Annotated in this window: 19 protein-coding genes; 11 read left to right on the forward strand and 8 right to left on the reverse strand. The window is 66.1% G+C overall.

Features of this window, described 5'->3' with window-relative positions; all coding sequences use genetic code 11:
- Nucleotides 1-240 precede the first annotated feature (240 nt).
- Complete coding sequence (mdtD, locus tag IB273_RS27000) at nt 241-1,677, forward strand: multidrug transporter subunit MdtD (protein WP_081519644.1); 1,437 nt, start codon at nt 241-243, stop codon at nt 1,675-1,677.
- Here the strand turns inward: mdtD and IB273_RS27005 are convergent, their stop codons facing one another.
- Both IB273_RS27005 and IB273_RS27010 read right to left on the reverse strand, forming a co-directional pair.
- Complete coding sequence (locus IB273_RS27005; RefSeq protein WP_192225462.1) at nt 1,678-2,187, reverse strand: ATP-dependent zinc protease; 510 nt, start codon at nt 2,185-2,187, stop codon at nt 1,678-1,680.
- 95 nt (nt 2,188-2,282) lie between these two features.
- Entirely contained in the window at nt 2,283-2,492 is a 210-nt protein-coding gene (locus IB273_RS27010; protein ID WP_081519642.1) for a cold-shock protein, read from the reverse strand.
- Nucleotides 2,493-2,813: 321 nt separating this feature from the next.
- On the opposite strand from IB273_RS27010, the gene dbpA reads away from it, so the two are divergent.
- Together dbpA and yccS are read left to right on the forward strand one after the other, a co-directional pair.
- Nucleotides 2,814-4,190, forward strand: coding sequence for an ATP-dependent RNA helicase DbpA (gene dbpA / locus IB273_RS27015; RefSeq protein WP_192225463.1), 1,377 nt, complete (start codon nt 2,814-2,816; stop codon nt 4,188-4,190).
- Nucleotides 4,191-4,376: 186 nt separating this feature from the next.
- A complete protein-coding gene (gene yccS / locus IB273_RS27020; RefSeq protein ID WP_192225464.1) occupies nt 4,377-6,572 on the forward strand; it encodes a YccS family putative transporter in 2,196 nt (731 codons plus the stop codon).
- Nucleotides 6,573-6,757: 185 nt separating this feature from the next.
- Here the strand turns inward: yccS and IB273_RS27025 are convergent, their stop codons facing one another.
- From IB273_RS27025 to rpmE, 6 genes are all read right to left on the reverse strand, one after another.
- Nucleotides 6,758-7,492, reverse strand: coding sequence for a substrate-binding periplasmic protein (locus IB273_RS27025; protein WP_192225465.1), 735 nt, complete (start codon nt 7,490-7,492; stop codon nt 6,758-6,760).
- Nucleotides 7,493-7,554: 62 nt separating this feature from the next.
- Nucleotides 7,555-8,328, reverse strand: a complete 774-nt coding sequence (locus tag IB273_RS27030; RefSeq protein ID WP_167523250.1) for a phosphatase PAP2 family protein — start codon at nt 8,326-8,328, stop codon at nt 7,555-7,557.
- A 180-nt stretch (nt 8,329-8,508) separates the two neighbouring features.
- Nucleotides 8,509-9,777: a malic enzyme-like NAD(P)-binding protein gene (locus IB273_RS27035; RefSeq protein ID WP_045212856.1), complete on the reverse strand. Its 1,269-nt coding sequence runs from the start codon at nt 9,775-9,777 to the stop codon at nt 8,509-8,511.
- A 103-nt stretch (nt 9,778-9,880) separates the two neighbouring features.
- A complete protein-coding gene (locus IB273_RS27040) occupies nt 9,881-11,332 on the reverse strand; it encodes a M48 family metalloprotease (protein WP_081519638.1) in 1,452 nt (483 codons plus the stop codon).
- A complete protein-coding gene (locus IB273_RS27045; RefSeq protein WP_225610311.1) occupies nt 11,329-12,081 on the reverse strand; it encodes a thermonuclease family protein in 753 nt (250 codons plus the stop codon). Before IB273_RS27045 ends, IB273_RS27040 begins: the two co-directional genes overlap by 4 nt.
- Nucleotides 12,082-12,157: 76 nt before the next feature.
- On the reverse strand, nt 12,158-12,373 hold the full coding sequence (rpmE, locus tag IB273_RS27050; protein WP_024766509.1) for a 50S ribosomal protein L31: 216 nt from the start codon (nt 12,371-12,373) through the stop codon (nt 12,158-12,160).
- Between the two features lie 175 nt (nt 12,374-12,548).
- On the opposite strand from rpmE, the gene IB273_RS27055 reads away from it, so the two are divergent.
- From IB273_RS27055 to phaZ, 8 genes are all read left to right on the forward strand, one after another.
- Nucleotides 12,549-14,810 carry a primosomal protein N' gene (locus IB273_RS27055; RefSeq protein WP_151189075.1) on the forward strand — a complete coding sequence of 754 codons (2,262 nt, stop codon included), beginning with the start codon at nt 12,549-12,551 and terminating at the stop codon, nt 14,808-14,810.
- A 203-nt stretch (nt 14,811-15,013) separates the two neighbouring features.
- The gene (argS, locus tag IB273_RS27060) at nt 15,014-16,753 is read left to right on the forward strand and encodes an arginine--tRNA ligase (protein ID WP_081519635.1); all 1,740 of its coding nucleotides are present in this window, start codon (nt 15,014-15,016) and stop codon (nt 16,751-16,753) included.
- Nucleotides 16,754-16,759: 6 nt separating this feature from the next.
- Nucleotides 16,760-17,572: an SPOR domain-containing protein gene (locus IB273_RS27065; RefSeq protein WP_192225467.1), complete on the forward strand. Its 813-nt coding sequence runs from the start codon at nt 16,760-16,762 to the stop codon at nt 17,570-17,572.
- Nucleotides 17,573-17,716: 144 nt separating this feature from the next.
- Entirely contained in the window at nt 17,717-18,253 is a 537-nt protein-coding gene (gene hslV / locus IB273_RS27070; RefSeq protein WP_017520170.1) for an ATP-dependent protease subunit HslV, read from the forward strand.
- Between the two features lie 28 nt (nt 18,254-18,281).
- Nucleotides 18,282-19,622 (forward strand): ATP-dependent protease ATPase subunit HslU, encoded by a 1,341-nt coding sequence (gene hslU / locus IB273_RS27075; RefSeq protein ID WP_045212875.1) that lies wholly within the window; start codon nt 18,282-18,284, stop codon nt 19,620-19,622.
- A 92-nt stretch (nt 19,623-19,714) separates the two neighbouring features.
- On the forward strand, nt 19,715-20,086 hold the full coding sequence (locus IB273_RS27080) for a gamma-butyrobetaine hydroxylase-like domain-containing protein (protein ID WP_081519633.1): 372 nt from the start codon (nt 19,715-19,717) through the stop codon (nt 20,084-20,086).
- Nucleotides 20,087-20,730: 644 nt separating this feature from the next.
- Nucleotides 20,731-22,410, forward strand: coding sequence for a class II poly(R)-hydroxyalkanoic acid synthase (gene phaC / locus IB273_RS27085; RefSeq protein ID WP_081519632.1), 1,680 nt, complete (start codon nt 20,731-20,733; stop codon nt 22,408-22,410).
- Nucleotides 22,407-23,411, forward strand: a complete 1,005-nt coding sequence (gene phaZ, locus IB273_RS27090) for a poly(3-hydroxyalkanoate) depolymerase (RefSeq protein ID WP_225594821.1) — start codon at nt 22,407-22,409, stop codon at nt 23,409-23,411. The genes phaC and phaZ overlap by 4 nt, the downstream gene beginning before the upstream one ends.
- Nucleotides 23,412-23,520 lie beyond the last annotated feature (109 nt).

A 23,520-nucleotide genomic window follows, 5' to 3' on the forward strand; every position in this document is an offset into this window, starting at 1 on the left:
GCCATTGTTCCGCCCTGGAAGGCGCAGCGGAGGAAAAACGCGCTCCGTTCACAGGGACAGAAATGTCCGGCGTCATCGGGCTGCGCCAGGGAACTCCTGGCCTGCCGGCAACGAAAGGTCATTCGTCCAATCACTCCGGCTGGCGACGAGGGAGAATCGTCTGGCCACTGCCGCGGCGATTTTCCCCGCGATCGGCAAAGATTCCCTAAGCTAGAGCCATCCCCGCCCGACGGACCGACCATGAGCGAACCCTTCATCCTCACGCCCCGAGTGGCCCGCCTGCTGCCCTGGCTGGTGGCCATCGCCTTCTTCATGCAGGCCCTGGACGGCACCATCCTCAACACCGCGCTGCCGAGCATGGCCCGCTCGCTGGAAGAAGACCCGCTGCGCATGCAGGGCGTGGTGATCGCCTACCTGCTCACGGTGGCGCTGCTGATCCCCTCCTCCGGCTGGATTTCCGACCGCTTCGGCACCCGCCGGGTATTCCTCTTTGCGATCTTCCTGTTCAGCCTCGGCTCGCTGCTCTGCGCGCTCTCGCCCAGCCTCGGCGCCCTGGTCGGCGCCCGCGTGGTGCAAGGCATCGGCGGCGCGCTGATGATGCCGGTGGGGCGCCTGGTGATCCTGCGCGTGTACCCGCGCACGGAGCTGGTGCGCATCCTCAGCTTCGTCACCATCCCCGGCCTGCTCGGTCCACTGGCCGGACCGACCCTGGGTGGCTGGCTGGTGGAGTACGCCAGCTGGCACTGGATCTTCCTGATCAACCTGCCGGTGGGGCTGGTCGGCTTCATCGTCGCCCTGCGCCTGATGCCGGACCTGCGCGGCGTGCGCGCAACGCGTTTCGACTCGATCGGCTTCCTGCTGTTCGGCGGCGCCATGGTACTGATCACCATCGCCCTGGAGGGGCTGGGCGAGCTGCACATGCCCCATGTGCGCGTGGTCCTGCTGCTGGTGGGCGGGCTGGTGCTGCTGGCGGCTTACTGGCTGCGCGCGCTGCGCATCGAAGCGCCACTGTTCCCGCCCTCGCTGTTCGCCACGCGAACCTTTGCCGTGGGCGTCCTGGGCAATCTGTTCGCCCGACTGGGCAGCGGCTCCCTGCCCTTCCTCACGCCCCTGCTGCTGCAGATCGGCCTGGGCTTCTCGCCGTCGCGGGCGGGCATGACCATGATCCCGATGGCGCTGGCGGCCATGGTCATCAAATCGCTGGCGCGACCACTGCTGGACCTGTTCGGCTACCGCAAGCTGCTGGTCGGCAACACGTTGTTGCTGGGCGCGATGATCGCCAGCCTCGGCCTGGTGGACCAGAACACTCCCTACGCGCTGCTGCTGGTGCAACTGGCAGTCCTGGGCGGGATCAACTCGCTGCAGTTCACCGCGATGAACACCCTCTCGCTGATCGACCTGCGCGATGACAACGCCAGCGCCGGCAACAGCCTGCTCTCGGTGGTCATGCAGCTGTCCATCGGCATGGGCATCGCCTGCGCGGCGGCGCTGCTGGGCGGCTTCAACGGCGATCAGGAAAGTGCGCAGGGCGACGTGCTGTCAGCCTTCCACGCGACCTACTTCAGCGTCGGCATCCTCTCGATGCTGGCGGCGGCGATCTTCTTCCAGCTCAATGCCGACGACGGTCGCACCACGCCACGCCGGGTCGAGCCGGAGCATGGCGTCGACGAACACTGATCAGGGCTTGCAGGTGGGCGCGACGGTCTGGGTTTTCGAGGCGTCCACCGCGCCCAGGTGTTCCAGGGTGCGGCGGCCAAGCAGTACCGGGTAGTCCAGGGTCTGGCGGTCACGCAGGGTGAACTGCTCGCGGTAGACCTTGCCACCCAGGCACACGTCCATCAGCACCACCGGGCTGCGCTCGACGCCGCTCTCGTTCTTGAACTTGAGCACGCGCTCGACGCGCCGCTCGAAGGGCAGGCGCTGCTCCTTGCCGGTGGCCGGGTCGGTGAGCATCACGTCGTACTGCACCCAGCGCTCGCCGTTCTTCTTGATCCGGACGATGTTGCGCGCATCCATCACCGAGGTCTGCGCGCCGGTGTCCAGCTTGGCCTTGAGCGGCGCCTGCTCGGGCATCAGCATGAGCGTTTCCACCCAGCCCCAGGTAGCGGGCTGCGCGGGGGCGTCGGCGGCAAGGACACTGCCCGGAATGAGCAGGCCGGCGAGCAGCAGGCGGAAGGCGAATGGCATGGATGGCGGCTCCGGAAAGGCTATGGCGGCACTATAGGCAATAAAAAACCCCGGATGTTTCCACCCGGGGTTTCTTGGCTGACGCCAGGAAGCGTTTAGGCTACCTGTACGCGCTCGGCCTGCATGCCTTTCTGGCCCTGCACGACTTCGAAGGTGACTTTCTGGCCTTCGGCCAGAGTCTTGAAGCCGTTACCTTCGATAGCGCGGAAGTGTACGAACACGTCCGGACCGCTTTCCGGGGTAATGAAGCCGTAGCCTTTGGTCTCGTTGAACCACTTGACGGTGCCGTTCTGACGATTCGACATGGTGTTCTCCTTGGAACGTATTTTTAAAATTAGCCACGAATGGCCAGGAACTGAGTTGCAAGGAGTTACAAGGAGTCGAGCAGGACGGGGTGGAATAACCGACCGCATCAGGTCACGATCGACGGCGACCCATGCAAACACAGTCCGGAAACTCTACGACAAAAATCTGCGGAAAGCGAATCTCTTGAAAAAACCGCGGATCAGCACCTGGAGAAAATCGGACGAGTGGCCTCAAACCCTTGCCATATCAGCTTCTCAGCCCTCCTGAGGGTGCTCTCCTGCTACACTGCGCGGCCATATGGATTCACCCGGGCTCCCTTCGTGACCACCTCTGCATTTTCCAGCCTCGCGCTGTCGGCCGACCTGCTGGCCAACCTCGACTCTCTCGGCTATCGCGAGATGACGCCGATCCAGGCCGCCGCCCTGCCGGCGGTCCTCAAGGGCCGCGACCTGATCGCCCAGGCCAAGACCGGCAGCGGCAAGACCGCCGCCTTCGGCATCGGTCTGCTCAGCCCGCTGAATCCGCGCTACTTCGGCTGCCAGGCACTGGTGCTGTGCCCGACCCGCGAGCTGGCCGACCAGGTGGCCAAGGAAATCCGCCGCCTGGCCCGCGCCGCCGACAACATCAAGGTACTGACCCTCTGCGGTGGCACGCCTTTCGGCCCGCAGATCGGCTCGCTGGAGCACGGCGCCCACGTGGTGGTCGGCACGCCCGGCCGCATCCAGGAACACCTGCGCCGCGGCACCCTGAAGCTCGATGGCCTGAACACCCTGGTACTCGACGAAGCCGACCGCATGCTCGACATGGGCTTCTACGACAGCATCGCCGACATCATCGGTCAGGCGCCGGCGCGCCGGCAGACCCTGCTGTTCTCTGCCACCTACCCCGAGGGTATCGACCAACTGGCGGCGAAGTTCCTGAAGAATCCCGAGCGCGTGGAAGTGGAAGCCCTGCACGACGACAGCCAGATCGAGCAGCACTTCTACGAGATCGATCCCAAGCAGCGCCTCGATGCCGTCGTCCGCCTGCTTCAGCATTTCCGCCCGCAGTCCTGCGTCGCGTTCTGCCATACCCGCCAGCAGTGCATGGAAGTGGTCGAGCAGCTCAATGCCCGGAAGATTTCCGCCCTGGCGCTGCACGGCGATCTGGAGCAGCGCGAGCGCGACCAGGTGCTGACCATGTTCGCCAACCGCAGCTGCAGCGTGCTGGTGGCCACCGACGTGGCCGCCCGCGGGCTGGACATTGCCGCACTGGAAGCGGTGATCAACGTCGAACTGTCGCGCGATGCGCAGATCCACATTCATCGGATCGGTCGCAGCGGACGTGCCGGCGAAAAGGGCCTGGCGCTGTCGCTGGTCACCCCCGCCGAAGCCAACCGCGCGCAGGCCATCGAAGACCTGCAGGGTGCACCGCTGAACTGGGAGCGCATCGACTTCCTCAAGGCCAACGACACCCCGCTGCTGCCGCCGATGACCACCCTGGCCATCGCCGGCGGGCGCAAGGACAAGCTGCGTCCCGGTGACATCCTCGGCGCGCTGACCGGCGACGCGGGGCTCAAGGGCACCCAGGTCGGCAAGATCGCCATCTTCGACTTCCAGGCCTTTGTCGCCGTGGAACGCGACATCGCCAAGCAGGCGCTGAAGCACTTCAACGAAGGCAAGATCAAGGGCCGCTCGTTCAAGGCGCGCATCCTCTGACTTCGGCATTCATCTGCAGGAGCGCGCCATGCGCGCTATCGCGGGCATGGCCCGCTCCTGCTGGGACCTGCGGTGCGGATTTCCGCACTCGACGTCACCAACACCAAGGTCTGTCGCGCTCGCGATAGCCGCGCCCGGAGCGATCCGCTAGTCTGAGCGGCAGACATCCGGAAGTCCCGCACGCGCATGCTCTCCTCCCCACTGCTCCAGTCTCTGCGGCGCCTCTGGGCGCTGGACAAGTTCGCCTACAGCCTGCGGGTGTTCGTCGCCCTCAGCGGGGTCATGCTCGCGTGCTGGCTGCAGGGTCGGCCGGAGCTGGTGATCCCGCTGTTCCTCGGGGTCATCGCCAGCGCCCTGGCGGAAACCGACGACCACTGGCTGGGCCGCCTGCAGGCGTTGCTGGTGACCCTCGCGTGCTTCACCATCGCCTCGCTGGCAGTGGAACTGCTGTTCCCCTACCCGCCGCTGTTCGTCGCCGGGCTCGCGCTCTCGACCTTCGCCATGACCCTGCTCGGCGCCCTCGGCGAGCGCTATGCGGCGATCGCCTCGGCGACCCTGATCCTGTCGATCTACACCATGATCGGCGTCGACCAGCGCGGCGGCACGCCCACCGACTTCTGGCACGAACCACTGCTGCTGGTGGCCGGCGCGCTCTGGTACGGCTTGCTCTCGGTGCTGTGGAACGCACTGTTCGCCAACCAGCCGGTGCAACAGAGCCTGGCCAGACTGTTCCTCGAACTGGGCGAGTACCTGAAGATCAAGTCGACCCTGCTGGAGCCGCTGCGCCAGCTCGACGTCGAAGCCCAGCGCCTGGCGCTGGCGCGGCAGAACGGGCGGGTCGTGGTGGCGCTCAACCAGGCCAAGGAAACCATCCTCGCGCGCCTGTCCCACGGCAGGCCGAGCCCGAAGATCAGCCGTTACCTGAAGCTCTACTTCATCGCCCAGGACGTCCACGAGCGCGCCAGCTCCTCGCACTACCCCTACAACCAGTTGGCCGAAGCCTTCTTCCACAGCGACGTGCTGTTCCGCTGCCAGCGCCTGCTCAACCAGCAGGGCAAGGCGTGCAAGGCACTGGCGAAGGCGATCCAGCTGCGCCACCCGTTCGACTACAACGACAGCGAACTGGCCCTGGCCGACCTCAACGCCTCGCTGGAGTACCTGCGCCAGCAGGGCAACCCGGCCTGGCGCGGACTGCTGCGCTCGCTCGGCGCGCTGGCGGCCAACCTCACCACCCTGGACCGCAAGCTCAGCGGCGCGAGCAACCCGGACATGCTCGACGACGAGCAGGACAGCACGCTGCTGGACCGCTCGCCACGCTCGTTCAAGGACGCGCTGGAGCGCATCCGCCTGCAGGTCTCGCCGACCTCACTGCTGTTCCGCCACGCCCTGCGCCTGTCGCTGGCACTGGCCGCCGGCTACGGCATGCTGCACCTGATCCACCCGACCCAGGGCTACTGGATCATGCTCACCACGGTGTTCGTCTGCCAGCCGAACTACGGCGCCACGCGCATCCGCATGGTGCAGCGGATCCTCGGCACGCTGGTCGGCCTGGTGGCGGGCTGGGCACTGATCGACCTGTTCCCCAACCCGCTGATCCAGTCGCTGCTGGCAGTGGTTGCCGGGGTCGCCTTCTTCGCCACGCGGAGCACGCGCTACACCCTGGCGACGGCGGCGATCACCCTGCTGGTGCTGTTCTGCTTCAACCAGGTGGGCGACGGCTACGGGCTGATCCTGCCGCGCCTGTTCGATACCCTGCTCGGCGCGCTGATCGCCGGCATTGCGGTATTCCTGGTGCTGCCCGACTGGCACGGGCGCAGCCTGCACCGGCTGGTCGGCGGCACCCTGGCGTGCAACAGCCGCTACCTGCGGGAAATCATGCAGCAGTACGCCAACGGCAAGCGCGACGACCTCGCCTACCGCACCGCACGGCGCAACGCGCACAACGCCGACGCGACGCTCTCCACCACACTGTCGAACATGCTGCTGGAGCCCGGTCACTTCCGTAAGGACGCGGAGATCGGCTTCCGCTTCCTGGTGCTCTCGCACACCCTGCTCAGTTACCTCTCCGCCCTCGGCGCGCACCGCAACCAGCTGCCGCCGGACGTCAACGACGACCTCATCGCCGAGGCCGCCGAACGCCTGACCAGCAGCCTCGACGACATCGCCGTGCGCCTCAACGAACGACGCGCGGTGGAAATCTACAGCGACGAGGAAGACGCGCTGGCCAAGCGCCTGGAAGAACTGCCCGAGGAACAGGACGACGCCCACCGGCTGGTGCAGACCCAGCTGGCACTCATTTGCCGACAGCTCACGCCGCTGCGCACCCTGGCGGCGCACCTGCTGAAGAAGGACATCGGCGCGGAACAGATCGAGGCCGCCTGACGTCGAAACCTCCAGCTGCGTAGGAGCGGAATCCGTCCGCGAAACCCTTGTAGGGCGCATAACCCGGAACGGGTTATCCGCCAATGGCACCGCGGCGGATAACGCTGGCGCGTTATGCGACCTACGGTCCAAGGCCGATACGGTGGGGTAGACATTGAATCTCCTGCAAAGAGACGGAAAGCCCTTTACAGCCCGTGCTCGCGCATCAGCTCGTCGTAGCTGCCGTCCTCGTGCATCTCACGGATCGCCTTGTTGAACGCCGCTATGATTGCCGCGTGGTCGGGCACATGCCGGCCGACCAGAATGTGCAGGCCATTCTCGGTCAGCGGCACCGGCAGGAATTCCAGCTGGCCCTTGAGCTCGGCGAGGTCGCCATTGAAGTGCACGCGCGCGGTGATCTCGTCTTCCAGCGTCAGGTCCACCCGCCCGGCCTGCAGCATCAGCGCCGCGTTGACGAAGCTGAACACTGGCACCCGCTGCAGTTTCGGATCGTTGTTGAACGCCTCGGAATAGGCATACCCGCGCACCATGGCGATGCGGTAGGGGTAGAGATCGGCGAGCCTGGCGAAGGTGATGGGCGAGCCCTGGCGCTTGATCAGGCGTACGCGGTTGACCAGGTAGGGCTCGGAGTACACGGCGAAGGCTTCCCGCTCCGGCGAATACCAGGCATCCGCCACCAGGTCGTACTCGCCATTCGCCACGCCGTGCAGCACGCGCGGCCAGGGCACTTCGATGTACTCGCTGGCGTACCCGGCGCGCTTGAGGGCAGCCTGCACCAGGTGCACCGCCACGCCGTTGCCGGGCAGTTGGCGATCGGCGTAGGGCGGCCAGCGGTCCGCCGCGATGCGCAGCACTTCCCCGGCCCGCGCCGCGCTGGTAACGCACAGGAACAAGAGGATCAGCAACAGGCGCAACGGCATCGGGCTTGTCGTCCAGAGAGAAGCTTTCAAGACTAGACGCTGCCCACGGCGTCGCGCCAACCTCAGAACAGCATCGCCGCGCGCAGGCTCATCCCGCCGCCGGTTTCCGGCACCACGGTCACGTTGTAGCGCTCGCTTTCCGGGCCTTCGAGGAACAGGTTGTAGGTGAAGTTGGCGAAGAAGTTGCCCACCGCCATCCCCACCAGCACATCGGTGGGATAGTGCTTGTCGCCTTCCACGCGCGACAGCGCGGTCAGCCCGTCAAGGGTGTAGAGGCCGGCCTTGGCGGTGTAGCGCCAGGTCGGGTCCATGTCGATGTAGTCCAGGTTGCGGCGGGTGAAACTGGTGTGCACGGCGGTAACGGCAGTGTGCTTGGACGGGAAGGAGTCGTCGGGAATCCCGTCCGGCCGCTCGCGCCCGGACCATTCCTTGGCTTCCTCGACGAAGCCGGTCACAGCGTAGCGGTCCGCCGCCAGCAGCGTCAGGTTGCGCCCGCGCCAGCTCCACTTCTCCTCGCTGCTCACGTCCTTGGGCGAAGCCACCAGGGCGGTGACGACGCTCAGGCCGGTGGCGAGGTTGAGCATGCGGTCGGCCGCCTGGTTGGCGTCGCCGCCGAAGAACCAGTCGTGGTTGCTCGCCGACTTCTGCCACTGATGGTCCCAGCCACCGGCAGCGATCACCGCCGCGCCGGCCACCGGGGCCCAGACGTCGGCACTGGTGACCGCGCGCTGCGCCGAATCCCCTACCCGATCCCAGCTCATTTGCGGTGCCCCTGCGCAACCGATGAGCGCGGCGCTGGCCGCCAGGGTGGCGACTGCCAGCAAAGTCCGATTCATGATGCTCCCCCATGCGCCCGGCCCGCTCCAGGGCAGCGGACGCGTCAATGCATGAGCGGGGAAGGATAGTCCGGTACGTTCCGAAGGCCTCTGCCTTCAGTCATTAATCGGTAACTCTTCGTTTCCTTCAGCGGAAAAAGAAAAACCCCGCCGAGGCGGGGTTCTTCAAATCAGACGGAATCAGCCTTTGAAGACGTCTTCCACCGACTGCAGCGGGTAGTGCTTCGGATACGGCAGGGTCGCCACGCCAGTCTCGATGGCAGCCTTGGCTACGGCATCGGAAACGACGGTGATCAGGCGCTTGTCCATCGGCTTCGGAATGATGTACTCGCGGCCGAACTCGATGGCGCTCACGCCGTAGGCGTCGCACACGTCCTTGGGTACCGGCAGCTTGGCCAGGTCACGCAGGGCCAGGGCGGCGGCGATCTTCATCTCTTCGTTGATGCGGGTGGCGCGTACGTCCAGGGCACCGCGGAAGATGAAGGGGAAGCCCAGTACGTTGTTGACCTGGTTCGGGTAGTCCGAACGGCCGGTGGCCATGATCACGTCGTCGCGGGTGGCGTGGGCCAGTTCCGGCTTGATTTCCGGGTCCGGGTTGGAGCAGGCGAAGACGATCGGGTTCGGCGCCATGCGCTTGAGATCGTCCGGGCTCAGCAGGTTGGCGCCGGACAGGCCGACGAATACGTCGGCGCCTTCCAGGGCGTCAGCCAGGGTGCGCTTGTCGGTCTCGGTGGCGAACACGGCCTTGTACTGGTTCAGGTCGTTGCGGCCGGCGTGGATCACGCCCTGGCGGTCGATCATGTAGATGTTCTCGACCTTGCCACCCATGCTCACCAGCAGCTTCATGCAGGAGATGGCGGCGGCGCCGGCGCCCAGGCAGACGATCTTCGCGGTCTCCAGCTTCTTGCCGGCGATTTCCAGCGCGTTGAGCATGCCGGCGGCGGTCACGATGGCGGTGCCGTGCTGGTCATCGTGGAATACCGGGATGTCGCACTGCTCGATCAGCGCGCGCTCAATCTCGAAGCACTCGGGTGCCTTGATGTCTTCCAGGTTGATGCCGCCGAAGGTGATGGAGATGCGCTTGACGGTATCGATGAAGGCCTGCGGGCTCTCGGCGTCGACTTCGATGTCGAACACGTCGACACCGGCGAAGCGCTTGAACAGCACGCCCTTGCCTTCCATGACCGGCTTGGAGGCCAGCGGGCCGAGGTTGCCCAGGCCGAGAATGGCGGTGCCGTCGGAAATGACCGCGACCAGGTTGCCCTTGCCGGTGTACTTGAAGGCCAGTTCCGGATCACGCGCGATTTCGCGCACCGGCTCGGCGACGCCCGGGCTGTATGCCAGCGACAGGTCGCGGGCGGTGGCGGTCGGCTTGGTCAGCTCGACGCTCAGTTTACCGGGGCGGGGTTGGGCGTGATATTCGAGGGCAGCGGTCTTGAGATCAGACATTTGGGCACTTCCGCTTTTGTTGCTTGTTGGACAGACGGGGGTCCGAGCATACGCACAAACCCCGCACCTGCCAAGGTAGCCCAAGCCCCTGCTGTCAAGACCTCTAGCGTACGACTTTCAGCCAGTCGCCAGCTTTTGGCTGACCAGTTGGATACAAGTCATTCAATAAACGTATACGATTTATCGAGTCAGATTCCGGACCGGATTCAGCCTTCGCGAACTGCTCGACAGTCTGCCCGGATTTGACCTGAATGACGGCGATCCGGCGCGGTTGTGCGAGTTTCTGCTCGTCGGCGCGCATCGGCCGGAAGCTGCGGATGACCTGCATGAAGTGGTCGTCTTCGCTTTCCAGCGAGGCGCGACCTTTGACCACACCGATGAACAGGTAGGCGCGGTCCTTCTGGTAGATCACCGCGGCGCGGCGGGCGGGCGAGCCGGGCACCACGCCGGTGGCGACGTCGAGACCGGCTTGCTGGAAACTTTCTTCGTTCGATAACCGCCCGCCAGCGCCCTTGCGCAGGTATTCCGCCGGGGTCAGCTGGCCTTCGCGGGGCACCAGCTTCATGCCGATGTAGGCCTGCTGGTCGGCGGTGTAGCCCACCAGCGCGGTCGGCTGGTTGAGGATGCCCCAGCCCGACGGGTAGGTCAGGGTGAAGTCCAGCTCCGAGTGGTAGAAGCTCTGCCCACGGCGCACACCACTGGAGGCGGAGTCGCCGAAGGGCATGCCGTCGATGGCCTTCAGGTAGCGCTCGGCGCCGATCTCGTGCTGGCTGTTACCAGCCAGGGCCTGGGCCGGGCCGATGACCTGCTTGAGGCGCTGGTCGTTGTCCGGGTGGGTGTCGAACAACCCGTGGTAGCCGACCGGCTGAGCCGCCTGGCCCTTGCGCGCGGCCTCGTCGCGGGCGAAGTCTTCCTGGTTCTTCAGCACCCGCACCACCTGGATCATGGCGGTGGGGTCATAGCCCGCACGGGCCAGGTACTTGGCGCCCAGGCCGTCGGCCTCCAGCTCCATGTCGCGGCCATAGCCGCGCACGAAGGCGGTGCCGAGCACGTTGGTCAAGTCCGCCGCCGCGCCGACACCAGTGCCGATGGCCACGGCCTGACCGAGGATGCCCCAGGCGCTGGACTGGCTCTGCTGGCGCACGCTGTGGCGCGCGGTGACGTGGCCGACCTCGTGCCCCAGCACGGCGGCCAGTTCCGCTTCGGAGCCCAGGTACGCCATCAGCCCGCGGTGGATATAGATGTAGCCGCCGGGCAGGGCGAAGGCGTTGATGTCGGGGGTGTCGATGACCGTGAAGTGATATTGCAGGTTGGGCCGGTCGCCAGCGCGGGCGACGCGCTCGCCGACCTGCTGAACGTAGGCCTGCAACTTGCCGTCCTCATAGCGCGGATACTGCTGGGCGATCTGCTGGCTGTACTTCTGCCCCATCTCCAGCTCGCTCTGCTCGCTCATCATCACGAAGTCAGACTTGCCGGTGGCCGGGTTGGTGGCGCAGCCGCCGAGAACGCTCAGCAGCGCCAGCAGGGTCAGAATTCCGAACGAGCGCAAGCTCATGGCAATACCTCCATCATCGCCGGGTCGGTCACAGGCAGCATCCAGCGCGCCTGTCCGGGTTTCACGCCACCACGCTCGGCGCGGTCGATGACCCAGCCGCGCGCCTCCACCTGTCGACCCTTGAGATCGCGCAGGGTTGCATCGTCGAAACGCTTCACGAGTCGCGCCTCGATCCGCAGCACCAGCGGGCCATCGAGATCGATCCACAGCCCGCCGCGATTGCGTTGTACCTGCTCGACCCGTCCGCGAACCACTGCGAATCCGCTTTCGTGAAGTTGTTCCGCCATCTGTACCGGAGAGCGCTTCCACAGACCGAGCCCGGCGCTGCGGGCTTGCCGCTCGGCAGCCTGCTGGCAGACGGTGAGGTCAGTGTTGGGGGCGATAGCTACAAGGTAGCCCAGGCCTTCGGCGAGCAGGCGGGATTCGAGGTTGTTGCCGTGGGCGTCATAGGCGTGGGCCAGGGTGCGGCCGTACTTGTCCATGCCCTGCTGGCCGGCAACCAGGCCGACCTCGCCGTCATTGGCCGCCACCAGTTGCTGCAGACGGCGCTGGGCGGCGACCGCGAAGGCTTCTTCGGAGCGGCCATGATGGGCCAGTTCCGGGGCATTGACGCCGATCAGGCGGACGCTGCGGCCGTCGGCCAGCTTGAGCGTGTCGCCGTCCACCACCCGCGCCACGCGCACCGTTTCGGCCGACGAAGGCTGCGGGCAGGCAGCGGCGCTGGCATCCAGGGAAAAAAGGACGGCCATAAAAAAGGCGCCCACGAGGGACGCCTTTTTCGAATTACCGTGAAAAACCATCGTCGGCCTTTCCCGGAAATCGATCTTACTTCTTGCCGCCGAACATGGCGAAGCGCTGGTTGAAGCGGTCGATACGGCCGCCGGTGTCCAGAACTTTCTGCTTACCGGTGTAGAAGGGGTGGCACTCGGAGCAGACGTCCAGGTGAATGCCCTTGCACAGGGTGGAACGGGTCTTGATCACGTTGCCACAGCTGCAGGTAGCTTCGATGTCTTCGTACGCGGGATGGATTTCCGGTTTCATGGTCTCTTCCTCTCGGTGGTGTGCCGCCACCCAGTCTCTGGCAGAAGCCGAGCCACGGTCATCGAGGACCGCAGGCGGGATCTTTTACCGGGCACCGCACGGAAATTAAGGGCGTGGATCATACCAGAGAACGCTTTCAACGCAAGATCAGGCATGACCGACCGTCGCATCGCCCATGCTACCATCCGACGCTCCCCGCCGCCCCGGAATCCGTCGCGTGCCGTCACCGTCCATCCTGCGTCTCGCCCTGCCCTCGCCGCTGCGCCGCCTGTTCGATTACCTGCCTCCGCGCGGGGTCGACGTCGCACGCCTGCAGCCCGGCGTGCGCCTGCGCGTCCCCTTCGGCCGTCGCGAGATGGTCGGCGTGCTGGTGGACAAGGTGGAAAGCTCCGAGGTCCCGGCAGACAAGCTGCGCCCGGCCCTGGCCGTGCTCGACCGCGAGCCGCCGATGCCAGCGCACCTGCTGGAGCTGTGCCGCTGGACAGCGCAGTACTACCAGCACAGCCTGGGCGATACCTTCTCCTGGGCGCTGCCCAACCTGCTGCGCCAGGGCGACCCGGCCGAGGCGCGCCAGCAGCGCTTCTGGCATGCCGAACCCGGCGCCCGCGAGGAAGACCCGCGACTTGCCCGCGCGCCGCGCCAGCGCGAGACGCTGAAGATCCTCAAGCAGCATCCCCATGGTGTCGCCCACGACCTGCTCAGCCAGTTGCAGATCAACAAGGACAGCCTCGACCTGCTGCAGGAAAAGGGGCTGGTCACGCTGGAGGTGCGCGTCCACAGCGTGCCGCCGCACCACGGCCCGTGGCTGGCGCAGGCGGAACTGCCGCTGAACGCCGAGCAGCGCGCCGCCTTCGAGGCCGTGCGCGCAGGCTTCGGCAGCTTCCACAGTTTCCTGCTGGCGGGCGTCACCGGCAGCGGCAAGACCGAGGTCTACCTGCAGCTGATCCGCGAGACCCTGGAAGCCGGCAAGCAGGCGCTGGTGCTGATCCCCGAGATCAACCTCGGCCCGCAGACCCTTTCGCGCTTCGAGCGCCGCTTCAACGCGCGCATCGCCCTGCTGCACTCCGCGCTGACCGACCGCGAGCGCCTCGACGCCTGGCTGGCCGCCCGCGACGGCGAGGCGGACATCATCATCGGCACCCGCTCGGCGCTGTTCACCCCCATGAAGAATCCGGGGCTGATCATCATCGACGAAGAGCACGACGCTTCCTATAAACAGCAGGAAGGCCTGCGCTACCACGCCCGCGACCTGGCCATGGTGCGTGCGCGGCTGGAGAACGTGCCGATCCTGCTCGGCTCCGCCACCCCCGCGCTGGAGAGCCTGCACAACGCCCAGAGCGGCCGCTACGGCCTGCTGCGCCTGACCCAGCGCGCCGGCGGCGCACACCAGCCGAAGTTCCACCGCCTGGACGTGAAGAGCCTGCCGCTGGACTCGGGCATCTCCATGCCGCTGCAGCGTTCGATCAAGGAAACCCTGGCCGCCGGCCAGCAAGTGCTGGTCTACCTGAACCGCCGCGGCTTCGCCCCGACCCTGCTGTGCCACGACTGCGGGTGGATCAGCCAGTGCCCGCGCTGCGACGCGCGGATGACCGTGCACCAGGGCAGCGGCGAGCTGCGCTGCCACCACTGCGACCACCGCGAGCGGCCGCCGCGCAACTGCCCTAAATGTGGCACGGTAGACCTGCGCCCGGTCGGCGCTGGCACCGAGCGCGCCGAGGAACGCCTGCGCATCCTCTTCCCGGATTACCCGGTGCTGCGCATCGACCGCGACAGCACCTCGCGCAAGAACGCCATGCGCGACCTGTTCGCCACTATCAATAAAGGTGAGCCGTGCATCCTGGTGGGCACGCAGATGCTCGCCAAGGGGCACCACTTCCCGCGCGTCACCCTGGTGGCGATCCTCGATGCCGACGGCGGGCTGTTCTCCGCCGACTTCCGCGCCAGCGAACGCATGGCCCAGCAGATCGTCCAGGTCGCCGGCCGCGCCGGGCGCGCCGAGGAACCGGGTCGTGTGCTGATCCAGACCCACCTGGCCGACCACCCATTGCTGGTGCAGCTCACCGAGCAAGGCTACTTCGCCTTCGCCGATCAGGCCCTTACCGAGCGCCGCTCCGCCGGCCTGCCGCCCTTCTCGCACCTCGCCCTGCTGCGTGCCGAGGCGCACAAGCCGGGGCAGGCCGAAGGCTTCCTCGACGAAGCCTGTGCCGAGGCCGAACGCCTGCAGGCGACCCTCGGCCACGACGTCGACCTCCTCGGCCCGGTGCCAGCGCCCATGGAGCGCCGCGCCGGCCGCTACCGCGCGCAGCTGCTGCTGATGAGCACCGCCCGCGCCCCCCTGCACCGCCTGCTCACGCCCTGGCTGCAGACGCTCGAAGGCATGCCCAGCGGACGCCAGGTGCGCTGGTCGCTGGACGTGGACCCGATTGACCTGTTCTGACAGATGCGCCGCACGGATAAAACCCTCCGGGCTTGCGCATCCGTCCTACATTGACTTCCATCAGCCGCGACGGATGGCACAGCGGCGAGACTGATCAAGGAGCGCTCCGCGGTTGGCAAGCCATGCCCGGCCACGGATAATGCGCGGTTCTGAGCCCGATAACCGGTCGCGCGCGCCGGATGCACGCGAGCACGGAGAAAACCATGAAAGACACGATTCGCCACCTGATCCAGCAAGCCCTTGTCAGCCTCACCGAAGACGGCACGCTGCCGGCCGGCCTGACGCCCGACATCCAGGTGGAGAACACCAAGGACCGAACCCACGGTGACTTCGCCAGCAACATCGCCATGATGCTGGCCAAGCCGGCCGGCATGAAGCCGCGCGACCTCGCGACCAAGCTGGTCGCCGCGCTGCCGCAGAGCCCGGAAGTGGCCAAGGTCGAGATCGCCGGCCCCGGCTTCCTGAACTTCTTCCAGGACCAGGCCTGGCTCGCCGCCAGCCTCGACAAGGCCCTGGCCGACGGCCACATCGGCGTACGCAAGGCCGGCGCCGCCCAGCGCGTGGTGGTGGACCTGTCCTCGCCGAACCTGGCGAAGGAGATGCACGTCGGCCACCTGCGCTCGACCATCATCGGCGACGCCGTCAGCCGCGTGCTGGAGTTCCTCGGCGACACCGTGATCCGCCAGAACCACGTGGGCGACTGGGGCACCCAGTTCGGCATGCTGCTGGCCTACCTGGAAGAACAACCGGTGGATGCCCAGGCCGAACTGCACGACCTGGAAGTCTTCTACCGCGCCGCCAAGAAGCGCTTCGACGAGTCCGCCGAGTTCGCCGACCGCGCCCGCGAGCTGGTGGTGAAACTGCAGGCCAACGATCCCAAGTGCATCGCCCTGTGGACCCGTTTCAACGACATCTCCCTGTCGCACTGCCAGAAGGTCTACGACCTGCTGGGTGTGAAGCTGACCATGGCCGACGTGAAGGGCGAGAGCGCCTACAACGACGACCTCGCGCAGGTGGTGGCCGACCTCACCGCCAAGGGCCTGCTGGTCGAGAGCGACGGTGCGCTGTGCGTGTTCCTCGATGAATTCAAGAACGCCGAAGGCGAGCCGTTGCCGGTGATCGTGCAGAAGGCCGGCGGTGGCTACCTCTACGCCACTACCGACCTCGCCGCCATGCGCTACCGCCACAAGGTGCTGCACGCCGACCGCGTGCTGTACTTCGTCGACCAGCGCCAGGCCCTGCACTTCCAGCAGGTGTTCGAAGTCGCCCGCCGCGCCGGTTTCGTCCCGGCCAGCATGGAACTGGAGCACATGGGCTTCGGCACCATGAACGGCGCCGACGGCAAGCCGTTCAAGACCCGCGATGGCGGCACCGTGAAGCTGATCGACCTGCTGATCGAAGCCGAAGAGCGCGCCTACACCCTGGTGAAAGGCAAGAACCCGGACTTCAGCGAGCAGGACCTGCGCCAGATAGCCCACGCCGTCGGCATTGGCGCGGTGAAGTACGCCGACCTGTCCAAGCACCGCACCAGCGACTACAGCTTCAACTTCGACCTGATGCTGAGCTTCGAGGGCAACACCGCGCCGTACCTGCTGTATGCGTACACCCGCGTGGCGAGCATCTTCCGCAAGCTGGGCAAGACCTATGACGAAGTGGGCGGCAGCATCCACCTGCAGCAACCCCAGGAAATTGCCCTGGCCGCGCAGCTGGCGCAGTTCACCGACCTGCTCAACAACGTCGCCGTGAAGGGTGTCCCGCACATCCTCTGCGCCTACCTGTACGAGCTGGCCGGCCTGTTCTCCAGCTTCTACGAGCACTGCCCGATCCTCACCGCCGAAGACCCGGCGCAACAGGAAAGCCGCCTGCGCCTTGCCGCGCTGACCGGCCGCACCCTCAAGCAGGGCCTGGAGCTGCTGGGCCTGGAAACCCTGGAGCGCATGTAAGCACCCATGGCGAAGAAGAAACCCGCTCCCAAGCGCGGCGCCAGCCGCTACCAGGCCCCGGCCAAGAAGACGTCGGTCCCCGGCTGGGTCTGGCTGGTCGCAGGCCTCGCCATCGGCGGCTTCATCATGTTCCTGATGAAGCTGGAGCCGGGTCGCAACGACGTCAAACGCGAGAAAGCGGAGGCGCCCAAGACCGTGGTCGGCTCCAACAAGCCTTCCGGCACCGTGCAGCCGCAGCAACCGGCCGCACCGACCGGGGTGAAGCCCAAGTACGACTTCTACACCCTGCTGCCGGGCTCGGAAGTCGCCGTGCCGCCCGAAGCCGTGCCGCCGCCGGCCAAGCCGCAGCAACCGGCGACCGTGGTCGCGACCAAGGAAGAAGCCGAGAAGATCGACACCCAGCGCGCCCTGGCGGCGCTGAGTGGGCAGAATCCGCCGCCGCCCGCGGTGGTCAAGCCGGCAACGCCTGCCACGCCGCCCACAACCCAGGTCGCCAGTGCGCAGAAGCAGGCGCTGCCGCAGGCCCCGGCCAGCGACACCGCGCCAGCCAAGCCGACGCCGCCACCGGCGGTGGCCGCAACCCAGTACTACCTGCAGGCCGGCTCGTTCCGCAAACAGACCGACGCCGACCACCTGCGCGCGCAGATCATCATGATGGGCCAGAACGCCCGCGTGGAGTCCGGCACCGTCCGCGACGAAACCTGGTACCGCATCATGGTCGGCCCCTACGGCGACCGCGCCAAGGCCTCCGCGGCGCAGAAACAACTCGCCGGCAACGGTTTCAGCAACCTGCTGTTACAGCAGCGCCAGACCCGCTGAACCCCGGCCATTCCAAGGCTTGCGCCGACGGGTGGCGCGCGAAATGCGCGCTACTCGTCCGGCGCAGGACTTGAACCCCGCCTTCCTAGTCCCCATCTGACTCTGCATTCGGGCACATCGCCCCGCTAGTGTGGAGTAAGACCCTTGACCACCATCGTATCTGTCCGCCGCAATGGCAAAGTCGTCATGGGCGGCGACGGCCAGGTTTCCCTGGGCAACACCGTGATGAAAGGCAACGCGAAGAAAGTCCGTCGCCTGTACCACGGTGAAGTACTGGCCGGCTTCGCCGGCGCCACCGCCGATGCCTTCACCCTCTTCGAACGCTTCGAGCAGCAGCTGGAAAAACACCAGGGCCACCTGGTGCGCGCCGCTGTCGAGCTGGCCAAGGACTGGCGTACCGACCGTTCCCTGAGCCGTCTGGAAGCCATGCTGGCGGTCGCCAACAAGGACGCCTCGCTGATCATCACCGGCAACGGTGACGTGGTCGAACCCGAGCACGGCCTGATCGCCATGGGCTCGGGCGGCGGCTTCGCCCAGGCGGCGGCCCTGGCCCTGCTACAGAAAGGCAGCGACGACATGAGCGCCCGCGAGATCGCCGAGACCGCACTGAACATCGCCGGCTCCATCTGCGTGTTCACCAACCAGAACCTGACCCTTGAGGAGCTCGACAGCGCCGTCTAAGGGCTGTCGTTCCGGAGTAGCACGTCAAATGTCCATGACTCCCCGCGAGATCGTCCACGAACTCAACCGTCACATCATCGGCCAGGACGACGCCAAGCGCGCCGTCGCCATCGCCCTGCGCAACCGCTGGCGGCGCATGCAGCTGCCGGCCGAGCTGCGCGCCGAAGTGACGCCGAAGAACATCCTGATGATCGGCCCGACCGGCGTCGGCAAGACTGAGATCGCCCGTCGCCTGGCCAAGCTGGCCAACGCCCCCTTCATCAAGGTCGAAGCGACCAAGTTCACCGAAGTCGGCTACGTCGGCCGTGACGTCGAGTCGATCATCCGCGACCTCGCCGATGCCGCGATCAAGATGCTCCGCGAGCAGGAAGTGCAGAAGGTGAAGTACCGCGCCGAAGACGCCGCCGAAGAGCGCATCCTCGACGCCCTGCTGCCGCCCGCGCGCACCACCGGCTTCGGTGACGAACCGGCGCGCGAGGATTCCAACACCCGCCAGCTGTTCCGCAAGCGCCTGCGCGAAGGCCAGCTGGATGACAAGGAAATCGACATCGAGGTCGCCGACATTCCTTCGGGCGTGGAAATCATGGCCCCGCCCGGCATGGAAGAGATGACCAACCAGCTGCAGAGCCTGTTCTCCAACATGGGCAAGGGCAAGCGCAAGAGCCGCAAGCTGAAGGTCGCCGAGGCCATGAAGCTGATCCGCGACGAAGAAGCCCAGCGTCTGGTCAACGAAGAAGACCTCAAGGCCCGCGCCCTGGAAGCCGTGGAGCAGAACGGCATCGTCTTCATCGACGAGATCGACAAGATCGCCAAGCGCGGCAACGTGGGCGGCGCCGACGTCTCCCGCGAGGGCGTGCAGCGTGACCTGCTGCCGCTGATCGAGGGCTGCACCGTGAACACCAAGCTGGGCATGGTGAAGACCGACCACATCCTGTTCATCGCCTCGGGCGCATTCCACCTGTCCAAGCCCAGCGACCTGGTGCCGGAACTGCAGGGCCGCCTGCCGATCCGCGTCGAGCTGAAAGCCCTGAGCCCGAGCGACTTCGAGCGCATCCTCAGCGAGCCGCACGCGTCGCTGACCGAGCAGTACACCGCGCTGCTGAAGACCGAAGGCCTGGACATCGAGTTTGCCGCCGACGGCATCAAGCGCCTCGCGGAGATCGCCTTCCAGGTCAACGAGAAGACCGAGAACATCGGTGCCCGTCGCCTGCACACCCTGCTCGAGCGCCTGCTCGAAGAGGTGTCCTTCGATGCCGCCGACCTCGCCAGCGAGCACAGTGACAAGGCCATCGTGATCGACGCGGCCTACGTCAACGGCCACCTGGGCGAGCTGGCCCAGGACGAAGACCTGTCCCGCTACATCCTCTAAGCGATCCCTATCGCTGCGACGGGGCGCCTCAGGGCGCCCCGCTGTTTTTCTGCCGGCGCTACAATGCCGGAATCGCCGTCCAGGAGCCGTCCATGCGCATTCCTTCCGCCATCAAGCTGCACAAGGCCTCGAAGAAGCTTTCGCTGACCTACGGGGAACAGTCCTTTGATCTGTCCGCCGAGTTCCTGCGCGTGCATTCGCCATCGGCGGAAGTCCAGGGCCACGGCAACCCGGTGCTGCAGGTGGGCAAGCTGAATGTCGGTCTGAACAACATCGAGCCGGCCGGGCAATACGCGCTCAAGCTGACCTTCGATGACGGCCACGACAGCGGCCTGTTCACCTGGGACTACCTCTACGAGCTGTGCATGCGCCAGGATGAGATGTGGACCGACTACCTGGCGCAACTGGAGAAGGCCGGCAAGTCGCGCGATCCGTCGGAGTCCGTGGTCAAGCTGATGCTGTAAGCAGCTAATGCCGAAATGCCGCCTGCGCAGGAGCGGGCTCCGCACCTCGCAATACCGTGTAGGGCGCATAACGCCTAAGGCGTTATCCGCCATTGATGCCATCGGCGGATAACCCGTTCCGGGTTATCCGCCCTACGCGCGGGCTCTGCAGCGGGGTCGGTTGGCGAGCAGGCTCGCTCCTACAAGATCAGGAGCGCTTCCCGCACATCTCTTCACCGCCCCCTCCAACTCGTTCGATCTTTCCTCCCCGCCTCCCCCGGCGCACCAACCTTCGTCGGGCAATCGCTCCAGGGCACGCCATTTGCAATATTCCCGTTGCAGACTGCTGCGTGCAGGTCGGTCACCCCGGGTTTGGCGAGATGCCCCCGCTCTAGGGCGCGTTTTCTAACTTTTCCCGACATACTCCTAGGAGTTGGCCCACGCTGCACCAGCTTGCGCGGCGAAGGAAACTCGGGTAACCAAGGCAGTGCAATGTACGGAACTACAGTGCACAGAGCGTGGTTTCCTGAACTTCCAGTGATGCCGCCAAGTAGATGAATCGCGTGGAGCCCTCTCCACGTTCCGCAACCCCGAGAAGTACTTGGCCTTACGTCACGAAAGGTGAGCCCCGCCAGTATGTGTCTCAGGACAATGGAGCGTCGCCGATGACCCAGAAGAACAACAGCGATCTACCCCAGCAAGCCGCGGAAAATACCCTGAACCTCAGCCCGGTGATCGGCATTCAGGGCAAGGACCTGCTCACCTCTGCCCGCATGGTGCTGCTGCAAGCGGTCAAGCAGCCGTTCCACAGCGCCAAGCACGTGGCCCATTTCGGCCTCGAGCTGAAGAACGTGCTGCTCGGTAAATCCGACCTCAAGCCGTCGGACGACGACCGCCGCTTCAACGACCCGGCCTGGAGCCAGAACCCGCTCTACCGCCGCTACCTGCAGACCTACCTGGCCTGGCGCAAGGAGCTGCACACCTGGATCGGCGACAGCGACCTGTCCAGCCAGGACATCAGCCGCGGCCAGTTCGTCATCAACCTGATGACCGAGGCCATGGCGCCGACCAACACGCTGTCCAACCCGGCAGCGGTCAAACGCTTCTTCGAGACCGGCGGCAAGAGCCTGCTCGACGGTCTTACCCATCTGGCCAAGGACCTGGTGAACAACGGCGGCATGCCCAGCCAGGTCAACATGGAAGCCTTCGAGGTCGGCAAGAACCTGGCCGTGACCGAAGGCGCGGTGGTGTTCCGCAACGACGTGCTGGAAGTCATCCAGTACAAGCCGATCACCGAGAGCGTGCATGAGCGCCCGCTGCTGGTGGTGCCGCCGCAGATCAACAAGTTCTACGTCTTCGACCTGTCGCCGGAGAAGAGCCTGGCGCGCTTCTGCCTGCGCAACCAGGTGCAGACCTTCATCGTCAGCTGGCGCAACCCGACCAAGGCACAGCGCGAGTGGGGCCTGACCACCTACATCGAGGCGCTGAAGGAAGCCATCGACGCGGTCCTGGCCATCACCGGCGCCAAGGACCTGAACATGCTCGGCGCCTGCTCCGGCGGCATCACCACCGTCACCCTGCTCGGCCATTACGCCGCCCTGGGCGAGAAGAAGGTCCACGCCTTCACCCAGATGGTCAGCGTGCTGGACTTCGAGATGAACACCCAGATCGCCCTGTTCGCCGACGAGAAGACCCTGGAAGCCGCCAAGCGCCGCTCGTACCAGTCCGGCGTGCTCGAAGGCAAGGACATGGCCAAGGTGTTCGCCTGGATGCGCCCCAACGATCTGATCTGGAACTACTGGGTCAACAACTACCTGCTGGGCAACGAGCCGCCGGCTTTCGACATCCTGTTCTGGAACAACGACACCACGCGCCTGCCGGCCGCGCTGCACGGCGAGCTGGTGGAGATGTTCAAGACCAACCCGCTGACCCGCGCAGGCGCCCTGGAGGTCTCCGGCACCGCCATCGACCTCAAGCAGATCACCTGCGACTTCTACTGCGTGGCCGGCCTGTCCGACCACATCACGCCCTGGGAAGCCTGCTATCGCTCCGCTCGTCTGCTGGGCGGCAAGTGTGAATTCATCCTGTCCAACAGCGGACACATCCAGAGCATCCTCAACCCGCCAGGCAACCCCAAGGCCCGCTTCATGACCGGCCCTGAACTCTCGGCCGATCCGAAGGCCTGGCAGGAAAACGCCAGCAAGCACGCCGACTCTTGGTGGCTGCACTGGCAGAACTGGCTCGCCGAGCGCTCGGGCAAGACGCGCAAGGCACCGACCGCCCTGGGCAACAAGGCCCACCCGGCCGGCGAAGCCGCCCCTGGAACCTACGTACACGAACGATGAAAACAGAACTCCTCCCGCAAGCCGGCGCCGTGGACGACGCCAACACCCCAGAATCGTCGCAGGCCGTGGAAGTGGCCGCGCCGACGAGCCGGCGCGCGCGCAGCAAGCGCAGCGCGGAGGAGATTCTGCCGAGCAAGGCGCCGGCGGCGCAGCCCTTCGAGTTCCGCACCATCGAGCTCGACGGGCAGACCATCCGCACCGCCGTGCGTCCGGGCAAGAGGCACATGACGCCGCTGCTGATCTTCAACGGCATCGGCGCCAACCTGGAACTGGTCTTCCCCTTCGTCGCCGCGCTGGACCCGGACCTGGAGGTGATAGCCTTCGACGTCCCCGGCGTCGGCGGCTCGTCCACGCCCAGCACGCCGTACCGTTTCCCCGGCCTGGCGAAGCTGGCCGCGCGGATGCTCGATTACCTGGACTACGGCCAGGTGACGGCCATCGGCGTGTCCTGGGGCGGCGCCCTGGCGCAGCAGTTCGCCCATGACTACCCCGAGCGCTGCAAGAAGCTGATCCTCGCCGCCACCGCCGCCGGCGCGGTGATGGTGCCGGGCAAGCCGCGGGTGCTCTGGCGCATGGCCAGCCCGCGGCGCTACATCCAGCCGTCCTATGGCGTGCACATCGCCCCGGACATCTACGGCGGCGCCTTCCGCCGCGATCCGAAGCTGGCCATGGCCTTCGCCAGCAAGGTGCGCTCGTCCGGCAAGATGGGCTACTACTGGCAACTGTTCGCCGGCCTGGGCTGGACCAGCATCCACTGGCTGCACAAGATCCGTCAGCCGACGCTGATCCTGGCCGGCGACGACGACCCGATCATCCCGCTGATCAACATGCGCATGATCGCCTGGCGCATCCCCAACTCCGAGCTGCACGTGATCGACGACGGCCACCTGTTCCTGGTGACCCGCGCGGAAACCGTGGCGCCGATCATCATGAAGTTCCTCCAGGAAGAACGGCAGCGCGCGATCATCCATCCCCGGCCTTTCGCTCCGAAAGCCAGCTGAAGCATCACAGCTTCGTCACAGTCGGCGGGCATCCTGCCTTGACCGATCGCTGCGCAGGCACTTTTTTTAAAGAGCCGAACAACAAACAGGCGTGTTCACGGGTATCGAC

The organism is Pseudomonas sp. PDM19 (assembly GCF_014852215.1).
Taxonomy (GTDB): domain Bacteria; phylum Pseudomonadota; class Gammaproteobacteria; order Pseudomonadales; family Pseudomonadaceae; genus Pseudomonas.

Coding starts and splice junctions, on each gene's coding strand:
- mdtD (WP_081519644.1), top strand. CDS start 241: ATGAGCGAACCCTTCATCCTCACGCCCCGAGTGGCCCGCCTGCTGCCC.
- IB273_RS27005 (WP_192225462.1), bottom strand. CDS start 2,187: ATGCCATTCGCCTTCCGCCTGCTGCTCGCCGGCCTGCTCATTCCGGGC.
- IB273_RS27010 (WP_081519642.1), bottom strand. CDS start 2,492: ATGTCGAATCGTCAGAACGGCACCGTCAAGTGGTTCAACGAGACCAAA.
- yccS (WP_192225464.1), top strand. CDS start 4,377: ATGCTCTCCTCCCCACTGCTCCAGTCTCTGCGGCGCCTCTGGGCGCTG.
- IB273_RS27025 (WP_192225465.1), bottom strand. CDS start 7,492: ATGCCGTTGCGCCTGTTGCTGATCCTCTTGTTCCTGTGCGTTACCAGC.
- IB273_RS27030 (WP_167523250.1), bottom strand. CDS start 8,328: ATGAATCGGACTTTGCTGGCAGTCGCCACCCTGGCGGCCAGCGCCGCG.
- IB273_RS27035 (WP_045212856.1), bottom strand. CDS start 9,777: ATGTCTGATCTCAAGACCGCTGCCCTCGAATATCACGCCCAACCCCGC.
- IB273_RS27040 (WP_081519638.1), bottom strand. CDS start 11,332: ATGAGCTTGCGCTCGTTCGGAATTCTGACCCTGCTGGCGCTGCTGAGC.
- IB273_RS27045 (WP_225610311.1), bottom strand. CDS start 12,081: ATGGCCGTCCTTTTTTCCCTGGATGCCAGCGCCGCTGCCTGCCCGCAG.
- rpmE (WP_024766509.1), bottom strand. CDS start 12,373: ATGAAACCGGAAATCCATCCCGCGTACGAAGACATCGAAGCTACCTGC.
- IB273_RS27055 (WP_151189075.1), top strand. CDS start 12,549: ATGCTACCATCCGACGCTCCCCGCCGCCCCGGAATCCGTCGCGTGCCG.
- argS (WP_081519635.1), top strand. CDS start 15,014: ATGAAAGACACGATTCGCCACCTGATCCAGCAAGCCCTTGTCAGCCTC.
- IB273_RS27065 (WP_192225467.1), top strand. CDS start 16,760: ATGGCGAAGAAGAAACCCGCTCCCAAGCGCGGCGCCAGCCGCTACCAG.
- hslU (WP_045212875.1), top strand. CDS start 18,282: ATGTCCATGACTCCCCGCGAGATCGTCCACGAACTCAACCGTCACATC.
- IB273_RS27080 (WP_081519633.1), top strand. CDS start 19,715: ATGCGCATTCCTTCCGCCATCAAGCTGCACAAGGCCTCGAAGAAGCTT.
- phaC (WP_081519632.1), top strand. CDS start 20,731: ATGACCCAGAAGAACAACAGCGATCTACCCCAGCAAGCCGCGGAAAAT.
- phaZ (WP_225594821.1), top strand. CDS start 22,407: ATGAAAACAGAACTCCTCCCGCAAGCCGGCGCCGTGGACGACGCCAAC.